This is a genomic window from Nocardia sp. CDC519, from assembly GCF_059509835.1.
On sequence record NZ_CM183377.1, the window covers coordinates 3,130,114 to 3,140,574 of the forward strand.

A 10,461-nucleotide genomic window follows, 5' to 3' on the forward strand; every position below is an offset into this window, starting at 1 on the left:
ACCGGCAACGGCGAACGCCAGTGGCACCACCGCGACCGCGACGTACAGGACGATCCAGCCGATACCTCGAAGCACCACCGACACACGTACCTCCCGGACGAAAGAGGTGTCCGGCCGCGCCCGGCCGGCGCCGACTTTCACGCTATCGGCGAGCGCGGCGATCACGGCTACCTTGCGCGGTGTGTCGCTGGTCGACAGTGGCGATGACGGTGTTCTGGTGTGTTCTCGAGCGGTGCCGTCCGCGCTGGGCCTGTCGGCTGATCTGTCGAGGGAGCGGTTGGGCGACGGCCGAATGAACGGCGCGGTCAGTCGTCGGCCGATGCGAGATTTGCGACGAGACCGTCGACGACGTCGCTGACGGCCTTGCGGACGTCGTAGCGCGCCACCGCGGTCGTCCATTGCGGCAGGACACCGACGGCGGTGGGGTAGTCGTCGAGTAGGTCGGTGGCGGCGGACTCGGTCCAGTGCGGAGGCGCTTGGCCGCGGCGGGTCGCGGCGGCGCGGTCGTCGGCTGCCCGGCGGGCGGCGAGTTCACCGAGGGTGAAGCGCCAGAGCACCGAATACAGGTAGACCGCTTGCTCATCGGTGGCGCCGAGCGTCCTTGCGCAGCCGACGAACTCGTCGAGGATCCACATCGCCGCCCGGCCGTAGGTCTCGCCGGTGACGAGAATGTCGACCACCCAGGGCAATTCGTGCAGGGTCTCGATGAGGTAGAGGACGATCGCCACCAGCCGGCCCCGGGGGTCCGTGGGGAGGTCCGGGCGCTGCAGGTCGTCGGCGCGGGCATCGAGAACGGCGAAGAACAGGGCGCTCTTGGTGGGAAAGTGATGGTAGATCGCCGCCGTGCTGACGCCGAGTCGCGCGGCGAGGCGCCGCATGCTGAACGCGTCGGCACCGTCGGTGGCGAGCATGTCGCCGGTGGCGGCGACGACCGCCTCGCGTTCCAGGCGGACCGGTCGGCCGCGGCGGCGGGGCGTGGAGATCGGCATGGCGCTCTATTCTTCCGATGGCGCTCTCGACAGGAGAGCCGGGGTGTGGTCCCATGATAAAAACACGCGTCGGGAAAATCGCCGTAGGCTCTGATCGCCGCCTTCTCGGGCGGCCTCCGACTGTGTTAAGGTCGAGCTCTTGTTAATGATAATCGTTTTCATTGACCGGCGGTCGAGCCGGGAGCTGTACGCGGGGAATCGACGGGAGCCGTGACATGACTGGGACCGGAGCGACGCTCCAGGCGGACGAGGTGGAGCAGGAGCCGCAGCTGGCCGGGGACGCACCCGAGGTGACTCCCGGCAGCGCGCTCTTCCAGGTGACCGAACCGGTCCGCGGACGGCTCGGGGCCGCGCTCGCGGTCGCCGCGCTCGGGGGCGCGGCGGGAGTCGCCGGGTTCGTCTGCCTGGCACTCGCGTTGCGAGAACTCCTTGCCGCCGATCCCGCGAGCGGCACGGTCGTGCTGTGCCTCGTGCTCGCCGCCGCCGGGTTCGTCGCCCGATTCGCGTTGCGTGCCTGGTCTTTCCTGCTCTCGCACCTGGCCTCGTTCGATCTCGAGCAGCGCCTGCGCCGCGATCTCGCCACACATCTGGCCCGGATTCCGCTGGGGGAGGCGCAGCGGCTGGGCTCGGGCGCGGCGAAAAAGGTTGTCCAGGACGATGTGCGCGGGCTGCACATGGCGGTGGCCGACGCGGTGCCGCTCGCCGGGTTCACCATCGCGCAGCCGGTCGCGGCGCTGATCGCCCTGGGGTTCGTGGACTGGCGGCTGCTGCTGGCGGTCGCGTTGTTCCTGCCGGTGGTGTTCGTCGGGATGCAGTTGAGCTTGCGCGATTACGTCGAGACCCGGCGTCGCTACGACGAGGCCAACGAGGCGATCAACGCGGCGACGGTGGAATTCGTGCAGGGGATGCCCGTGGTGCGGACCTTCGACGACGGCACCGTCTCCTTCCGCCGGTTCGTGGACCGGGTTCGGCAGTTCAATGTCGCTACCACCAACTGGCAGAACAACAATCGCGGCGCGATGATCTTCGCCAACCTGACCGTCGCGCCGCTGCCGACCATCGTCATCGTGACCGCGGTGGGCATCTGGTTGTCCTCTGCCGGGTCCATGTCGCCCGCCACGCTGATCGCGGCCATCCTCATCGGCACCCTGCCGGTGGAGTCGGTGGTGCCGTTGATGAATCTGTCGAATTTGATCAACGACTCCAAGGCCGGCGCGGCGCGGATCGTCGACGTGCTCGAGATTTCGCCGTTGCCGGAGCCCGAGCGCCCGCAGCGCCCGGTCGACGGGTCGATCGAATTCCGGTCCGTCCGGTTCGGCTACGCGGGCGCGGACCGGGCCGCCCTGGACGGTGTCGATCTGACAGTGCCGAGCGGGACCGTGTGCGCGCTGGTGGGGCCGTCGGGGTCCGGGAAATCGACGGTCGCGCGGCTGATTCCGCGGTTCTGGGACGTGGACTCCGGGCAGGTGCTGGTCGGCGGTGTCGACGTGCGGCAGATCCCGTCCGAGGCCCTGCTCGGGCACCTGGCGATGGTCTTTCAGGACCCGTTCCTGCTGTCGGACACCGTGGCCGCGAACATCCGGCTGGGCCGGCCGTCGGCCACCGACGCCGAGGTCGAGGCGGCGGCGCGGGCCGCGCGGGCACACGATTTCATCGTCACGGAACTGCCGCAGGGCTATGAGACCCCGGTCGGCGAGCGCGGCGCCCGGCTTTCCGGCGGCCAACGGCAGCGGATCACCATCGCGCGGGCGCTTCTGATGGACGCACCGATCGTGATCCTCGACGAGGCGACGTCGTTCGCCGATCCGGAGAACGAGGCGGCCATCCAGGACGCCATCGCCGAACTCACCCGCGGCCGCACCGTGCTCGTGGTCGCGCACCGGCTGTCCACGATCGTCGACGCCGACCAGATCGTGGTGCTCGAATCCGGCCGGGTCGCCGAAACCGGCACGCACAGCGAACTCGTCGCGGCCGGTGGCACCTACGCCCGGCTCTGGGAGCACCACCAGCGCGCCCGTGGCTGGGGCCTCGGCGCGGGCACCACCGAGGAGATCACGCACCGATGAGAAGAATCCTGCGGCTCATGCTGCTCGCCGCCGGTGACTACCGAGACGAGTTCCGCCGCACCCTGTGGTTCGCGCTGCTCGCGTCGATCCTGCAGGCTGCCGCCTACGCCACCCTCGTTCCGATCCTCTACGAACTGAGCCGACCCGAGGTCGACACCACCGCCGCATGGCGCTGGTTCGCGGTGCTCGTGGTGTGCTGGGTGCTCCAGGCGGCCTGCCACTACGGGCAGCTCCGGTTCGAGTTCGGCCGCTGGGCCGACGTGCTCGCGGGCACCCGGCTGCGGCTGGGTGAGCGACTGCGGACCATGGCGCAGGCCGACCTCGAACGCCGCGCCGCAGGCGATCTCACCACGGTGATGGGCAGCAATGTCGCCAACGCGACGATGGGATCGTCCGGGATGGCGCTGCTGTTCATCCAGATGGTGACAGTGCCCGTCATCATCGGCGTGATCATCTTCGCCGTCGACTGGCGCCTCGGTCTGGTGCTCGCGGTGTCGTTGCCGTTCGCGGTGTTCTTCGTCCGCCGCATCCAGCAGATCACCGGCGTGGGTGCCCGCCGGACCGACGCGGCCGATGCCGCGGCGGCGAACCGGGTGGTCGAGTACGTGCAGGGACTGCCGGTGCTGCGGGCGACCGGGCAGGTGGGCAGCTCGTCGCAGCGGCTGGTCGAGACTCTGCGCGAGCAGAACGAAGCCATGTCGGCGATGCAGAAGCGGTTGACCTGGCCCGGCCTGTTGGCTTCCAGCGTCGTTCAACTCTGCCTGGTGGCGATGGTGGCCGTCGGCGCGGCCCTGGTGCTGGACCTGCGGCTGTCGGCGGCGCTGCTGATCGCCGTGGTCGCCGCCGCCGTGCGCTTCGCCGAACCGCTGTCGACCATGGCGAACCTGTCGGCGATCTTCGAGGTCATCGATTCGGCGCTGGAGCGCGTCGGCGACGTGCTCGATACGCCCGTGCTGCCGGTCGGTGCCCCGGAGGCGCGGATCACCGCGCACGACCTGGAATTCGCCGACGTGCACTTCGGGTACGGCGACGGCGGCGCGGTATTGCGCGGGGTGTCCTTCACCGCGCCGGCGCGCTCGCTCACCGCGTTGGTCGGCCCGTCCGGCTCAGGGAAGACGACGGTGACCCGGTTGCTGACCCGCTACGCCGACCCCGACGCGGGTAGCGTCCGGATCGGCGGCACCGACCTGCGCGACCTCGACCCGGCAGAGATCTACCGCAATATCGCGGTGGTGTTCCAGGACGTGTATCTGTTCGACGACACGATCCGGGCCAACATCGCGATGGCCGCACCGGACGCCACGCAGGAGCAGATCGAGGCCGCCGCCAGGGCCGCCAATGTGCACACCTTCGTCGAACGGCTCCCGCACGGCTACGAGACCCGCGTCGGCGAGATCGGCGGCGCGCTCTCCGGCGGTGAGCGCCAGCGCATTTCGATCGCGCGCGCGATCCTCAAAGACGCGCCCATCGTGGTGCTGGACGAGCCGACCGCAGCGCTGGACACCGAGAGCGAGGTGTACGTCCAGGAAGCCATCGACGCATTGGTCGCGGCGAAGACCGTCGTCGTGATCGCGCACCGGCTGTCCACCGTGGTGGCGGCGGATCAGATCCTGGTGCTGGAGGACGGTGTGGTCTCCGAGCGCGGCACCCACGCCGAACTGCTGGCACAGCAGGGGCGCTACAGCGCGATGTGGGCGGCGCAGACCAGGGCTCGGCACTGGAAGGTCACCGCCGCGGTGTGACGAGAGGGCGGCTTGCGCCCGACGTGGGTGGCCCAGACCAGGGCGCACGGGAGGCCCACCGCCACGGTGCCCACGAAAGCGATTGCGGCACTGCGTGTCGACCCGAATGCCGAACTGGTCTGCACAGGAAATCGCCCTCGGGCCGGATCACCGGGCTCCGAGGGCGTGCCGGACGGCAGCGCGACCTCCCCTCGCGGGCGAAGCGTTCACTCGAATTGGTTCACGCGGGGATCGGCCGCGGGGGAGAGGTGCTCGGCTGCCCGGCGCGGTCCGCGACGAGATAGGGAGCGATGCAGGAGAGCTTTTCGCAGGTCTCCTCGTGTTCGCGCTCCGGTGTCGAGCCGGTGACGATGCCGGCTCCGGCGCGCAACCAAGCGCGACCGTCCCGTTGATACACAGCACGCAAAACCAGTGCGGCGTCCAGGACTCCGGTGTGGTCGGCACGCAGGACGGTGCCACTGTAGAGGCCGCGAGTGCCGGGCTCGAGTTGGTCGATCGCGGCGCACGCCGGGGCCTTGGGGATGCCGGAGGCGGTGATCGCCGGGAACACGGCGGCCAGGGCGTCCCATCCGTCGCGATCGGGCGGCAACAGCGTCTCGACCCGGGACGCGAGATGCTGAACGCTGCCGCGTTCCTTGACGGCCAGGAACTCACCGACCCGGGTGGCGGTGCCGACACCGGCCAGTTCGTCGAACGCCAGCCGGACCGAGATCGCGTGCTCGTACACCTCTTTCGGGTCGGCGAGCAGTTCTTCCCGGAGCGCGCGGTCGCGTACGGGGTCGCCGGTCCTGGCTCGGGTGCCCGCGAGGGGCTGGGTCGTGGCGAGCCCGGCGCCGTCGGCCTCGAGTACGGTTTCCGGGCTGACGCCCGCCGCCTGCCAGCCGCCGAGATCGAGCAGGAACGAGCGCGCGGGAGTATTCGCGCGCCGGACCGCCGCATAGGTGGCGGGCATATCCACCGCGAACGGCAGGTCCACGCGGCGGGACATGATCACCTTGTGGAACTCGCCGCCGTCGATGCGCTCCTGTGCCGCGCCCACCCTGGCCAGGTACGCGACGTCGACTCGGCCCACCGGCATCGGCGTGAGTCCGGCCGCGACACCGGAGGGATCGGGTAGGTCGAGGTCGAACGTGGTGCCGTAGCTCCTGATCTGGACCTCGGTGGCGGTGATCTCCAGTTCCACCCCGGGCACCATGATGTGCGCGAGGACGTCGCCCGGCGTCGCGGTGCGGGGATCCCAGAGTTCGAAGCAGGCCCAGCCGTAGGCCTTCCATCCGGGGATCGACGCCCGGTCGAGTGCGGCGCGGATATGCGGCCACGGCGTGCCCGACCAGGATGCGGTGTGGTCGCCGCCGAGGGTGCTGTGCAGCCGATCCGGCCCGACGCTGATCGCGCCGACCGGGTTGCCCGCCAGGTACCAGCGGCCGGGCTGTTCGTAGACGACGTAGTCGGTGAGCTGCCCGGAGGCCGCGATCGCGGTCGTCAGGGCGAGCGGGTCGGCGGTGTGCGGGCGCACGCTGTGTACATAGCCGTCGGCGTCGAGCGTGGTGTGCCGGTTCATCGTGCTCACTGTTCGATTCGGGGATGGGGATGCGCGGCCGGTGCCGCAGCGGCACCGGCCGGCGCGATCACGCGAAGGATTCGCTGATCCACTTCGGCGCGTCGGCGCGGGTCCAGCGCATGAACTCCATCGCCGTGTCCTGGCCGATGTCGATGTACCTGTGTTCCGGATTGCCGTGCGGCAGGTACTCGGGGAAGAAACGTTCCTGGTTGATCCGCTCGATGATCGCGGTCGCGGCCGCCTCGGAGGTCAGCTCGCCGCGTTCGACGGCTGCACAGGTCGCCCGCGTCGACGCCAGCAGTTCGCGGATGTTGCGCGCCAGCGGGGAATCGGCGCGCTCGAGGGTGCGGAACACGGCGTCGTCGCGACTCGAGTAGTACCGGGACAGCGCGTGTTCCAGGGCGGCGTCGGCGTAGAAGCTGTAGGTGTGCCAGACCCGGAACACGGCGTCCCACAGCGCGTAATCGCGGAAGCCGACGTAGGAGCAGTACGCGAAATCGTCGTGCACGTCGAACATCCGCTGCTGCACCGCGTCCAGACCGAGGAACCGCCCGCGGGACCAGTCACCCGTGCGTGCCGCTTCGATGAGCCGCCAGGCCAGCGCGTTCACCGTCTGGAAGGAGTTGGCGAGGCCGCGGGAGAACAGCGCGTCGATCGCCCCCGCGGATTGTGCGGTGAGGCAGAAGCGGTCGCCGACAGTCTCGGTCGCGGAATATTGCAGCCGGCCGGTGCTCACCCACGGCCGCACCGCGCGCGCGTTGGCGAACTGTTTCGCCACCGCGGGGAAGCGGTCGAGGAAGGCCTGGAACTCTTCCTCAGGGGCCGGGCGGTCGTCGTCGACGGCGTCTCCGGTGAGGGTGAGCCCGACGCTGCACAGCGGGTTGGTCGAGGCGTCGTTGTTGTCGAACGGGATCACCCAGAGCCAGCCGCCGTCGAAGATGTGGTGCAGGGTGCCGTTGTGCCAGCGGGTCGGCGGATCGTAGGGCACGGGCGCGACGTCGTCGAACGGCTCGACGCCGATCATGTGGGTGAACAGCGAGCGGGAGCGGGTGCGTGCCCGGGTGGGCAGTTCCCGGAGCCCGAAACGCTCGGCCAGCACGGAACGGAATCCGGTGGCGTCGACCAGATAGTTCGCTGTGAACGTCTCACCGGAGGCCGAGCGCAGCGTCGCACCGCCGTCGGGATCGACGTCGATGTCGTCGATCCGGGTGTTCATCCGCGCGGTGACGCCGTAGCGGACGGCGAGGTGGTAGACGTGCGCGTCGATGTCCTGGCGGAACCAGTGCGACTCGGCACGGCGGTACCCGGAGGCCAGCACGACCTGGTTGGCCTTGCGCGGATCGGACGGGCGGTCCTGCTCGTGGTACACGAAGCCGAAATTCTGCTTCTGCCCGCAGGTCTTGACGACCTTCTCCGCGGTGTCCTGGAAAGTGGACAGCGCGGCGAGCTCGGGGACGTCGTAGCGCTCGGCCAGCACGCGCACGGTTGTGCTCGCATGCGGAATGGTCGATTCGCCCACTACGAAGCGCGGATGCACGCCCGCGTCGATGAGCAGGACGGCCAGGCCGTGCCTGGCCAGGATCGTGGCGAGCGTGCTGCCCGCGATCCCGGCACCGAGAACGGCGACGTCGTATCGGGGTGCGGTGGGCGATATCATGGTCGAACTCCTTGTGCTGATGGTGCTTTCGGTGCTCAGTCGGGTGGGCGGACCGGGAGCGCGCGCAGGCCGCGCAGGCCCATGCCCGGGCGCCAGCGGGGCTCGGCCGGGTCGGTCGCCGGACGCAGGCCGGGCCAGCGCCCGGCCAGGGTGGTGAGCGCGACCGCGACCTCGGTGCGGGCCAGCGCCGCACCCAAGCAGTTGTGGATGCCGCCGCTGAAACCCAGGTGCGGGCGCGGCGCGCGGTGGATGTCGAAGCGATGCGGATCGGGAACGTGGGCGGGGTCGCGGTTGGCGGCGGCGGTGCACACCAGCACCCGGTCACCGCGTTCGACGCGTTGCCCGCCGAGCCGCAACGGCGCCAGCGCGAGGCGCATGGTCGCCGATTCCACCGGACCCCAGTAGCGCATCGTCTCCTCCACGGCCGGCGCGGCCAGCGACGGATCCGCACACAGGGCGGCCCATTGGTCCGGGTGGGCGAGCAGCGACAGCACGGCGCTGGCGATCAGGCTCGCCGACGTCTCGAATCCCGCGGCGACCAGCAGACCGACCATGGCCTGCAGTTCGGGGTCGGAGAGCGCGTCCCGGCCGGACGCGGGGTGGGCGAGCCTGCTGACCAGATCGTCGCCGGGTGTGCGGCGTTTGCGGACGACGAGTTCGCGGGTATACGCGTCGAGCTGCTCGCGCAGCGCGGGGTCCGGTCCGGACAGCGGGGTGGCGGCGGTGGCGGCGCGGACCGCGAGATCGTGCAGACCGGGGTGCCATTCCGCGGGAAAACCGAGGATGTCGCCGAGTACGGTCAGCGACAGCGGATAGGCGTAGGTGTGCAGCAGGTCCACGGTGCCGTCGCCGTCACGGGCGGCCCGGTCCGCCTCGTCCAGCAGGCGCTCGGCGTGACGGATCACAGAAGGGCGCAACGCGGTGACCGACCGCGACGTGAATGCCTGCTGTGCGGCTCGGCGCAATCGGGTGTGCTGCGGCGGGTCGGACAGCAGCATCGAGTCGGGCGGATCGGTGATGCCCGCCCGGGCCCGGGCGGTGCGCTGCGCCGGGGTGAGCAGCGCACGGGGATTGTTGGCCAGCCCGGGCGCACGCAGCGCGGCCTCGGCGACGGCGTATCCGGTGATCATCCAGAATCCGCGACCGGGTTGTTCGGGCAGTTCGGCGAAGACGATCGGTGCGTGCGCACGCAACTCGTCGTAGACGGTATGGGCGCGGGCGTGGAAATCGTCGGCGAGCAGGTCGACCACGATCGGCCGGGGTGTCTCGGGCATCGGTGAGGTATCCGTTCAGACCGGCATGGCCTCGATCAGCGAGTACGAGGTGGGAATGACCGTGGGGTGCACCGCGACGACCGCGAAACCCGCTCGGCTGCACAGGGTCTCGTACTCGGTGCGGGTGCGCTCCTGGCCGCCCATGTTGACGAGCATGCTGATGTCGGTGAGATAGGGGGCCGGGTCGGCGGTGTCGACCAGGTCGGGTAGCACCGATTCCACGATCAGCAACCTGCCGTCGGCGGGGGTGACCTCGCGGCAGCGGCCGAGAATCGTGGCGCAGCGCTCGTCGTCCCAGTCGTGCAGGATGTTCTTCAGCACGTACAGGTCGCCGCCTTCGGGTACCGCGGCGAAGAAATCGCCCGCCTCGATTCGGCAGCGGTCGGCGACACCGGCCGCGGCCAGCGTAGCGCCGGCCTCGGCGACGCCGCTCGGCGAGTCGAAGACGACGCCGCCCACCGCGGGCGCGCCCCGAAGGATCTGCGAGATCAAGGTGCCGTCGCCGCCGCCGACATCGATCACCGTGCCGTGCCGGGTGAAGTCGTAGCTCACCGGAACCAGTTGTGCGATGGGCAGGCTCACCTGCCGCATGGTCGCGTTGAACCGTTCCGACAGATCCGGGCGGGTGGCGAGGAAGCCGAAGAAGTCGGTGCCGTAGAGCCCCTCGAACGTCGGACGGCCGGTGCGCACCGCCTCCTCGGTCAGCTTCCAGGAGTCCAGCAGAGCCGGGTCGGTGAACAGCAGCACCGCCGCGGCCTGGGAGTCGGGGCGGTCGGTGCGCAGCGGCATTCCCGCCTCGCCCAGTCGGAACCGGCCCGGGCCCGTCTCGACGACGATCTCCAATGCCGCCAATGCCCGGAGCAGCCGGGCCAGCGCGCCGGGGTCGGCCCCGGTGCGGGCGGCCAGTTCCCGATGATCGAGTTCGTCGTCGCCGAGGTGATCGGCCAGCCCGAGACGGGCGGCGGTGCCGACCACCTGGGAGCAGATCGTTCCGAACATCATGTTCATGAGTCGCTGGTGAGCTGCCATGCCTGCTTCCTGTACCGCGCCGAAGATGTTGTCCACCTGCGGGTTTCGTGTCCCCGAACGGTCCATCTCGCTTGACCGAATTGTTCGGGCGTCGTAGATTCTAACGTAACTGAAAATGATTGTCGTTTCGAATTAGGATCGTG

Annotated in this window: 7 protein-coding genes; 2 read left to right on the forward strand and 5 right to left on the reverse strand. The window is 69.9% G+C overall.

Going from position 1 to position 10,461, the window contains the following annotated elements; all coding sequences use genetic code 11:
* Window positions 1-305: 305 nt before the first annotated feature.
* Window positions 306-989, reverse strand: coding sequence for a TetR/AcrR family transcriptional regulator (locus AC5W7N_RS14170; protein ID WP_163813180.1), 684 nt, complete (start codon window positions 987-989; stop codon window positions 306-308).
* A gap of 215 nt (window positions 990-1,204) precedes the next feature.
* Between AC5W7N_RS14170 and AC5W7N_RS14175 the strand changes: the two genes are divergently transcribed.
* Together AC5W7N_RS14175 and AC5W7N_RS14180 are read left to right on the forward strand one after the other, a co-directional pair.
* Window positions 1,205-3,055, forward strand: coding sequence for an ABC transporter ATP-binding protein (locus AC5W7N_RS14175; RefSeq protein ID WP_228815083.1), 1,851 nt, complete (start codon window positions 1,205-1,207; stop codon window positions 3,053-3,055).
* Window positions 3,052-4,797, forward strand: coding sequence for an ABC transporter ATP-binding protein (locus tag AC5W7N_RS14180; protein WP_195019403.1), 1,746 nt, complete (start codon window positions 3,052-3,054; stop codon window positions 4,795-4,797). The genes AC5W7N_RS14175 and AC5W7N_RS14180 overlap by 4 nt, the downstream gene beginning before the upstream one ends.
* Before the next feature lie 220 nt (window positions 4,798-5,017).
* Here AC5W7N_RS14180 and AC5W7N_RS14185 read toward each other — a convergent pair whose 3' ends face one another.
* The 4 genes from AC5W7N_RS14185 to AC5W7N_RS14200 all read right to left on the reverse strand — a co-directional run bounded on the left by AC5W7N_RS14185 (window position 5,018) and on the right by AC5W7N_RS14200 (window position 10,318).
* Window positions 5,018-6,358 carry a salicylate synthase gene (locus AC5W7N_RS14185; RefSeq protein ID WP_195019402.1) on the reverse strand — a complete coding sequence of 447 codons (1,341 nt, stop codon included), beginning with the start codon at window positions 6,356-6,358 and terminating at the stop codon, window positions 5,018-5,020.
* A gap of 67 nt (window positions 6,359-6,425) precedes the next feature.
* Window positions 6,426-8,015 carry an NAD(P)/FAD-dependent oxidoreductase gene (locus AC5W7N_RS14190; RefSeq protein ID WP_490724008.1) on the reverse strand — a complete coding sequence of 530 codons (1,590 nt, stop codon included), beginning with the start codon at window positions 8,013-8,015 and terminating at the stop codon, window positions 6,426-6,428.
* A 35-nt stretch (window positions 8,016-8,050) separates the two neighbouring features.
* Complete coding sequence (locus AC5W7N_RS14195) at window positions 8,051-9,289, reverse strand: cytochrome P450 family protein (protein ID WP_195019400.1); 1,239 nt, start codon at window positions 9,287-9,289, stop codon at window positions 8,051-8,053.
* Window positions 9,290-9,304: 15 nt separating this feature from the next.
* Window positions 9,305-10,318, reverse strand: coding sequence for a methyltransferase (locus AC5W7N_RS14200; RefSeq protein WP_163813166.1), 1,014 nt, complete (start codon window positions 10,316-10,318; stop codon window positions 9,305-9,307).
* Between the last annotated feature and the right edge of the window lie 143 nt (window positions 10,319-10,461).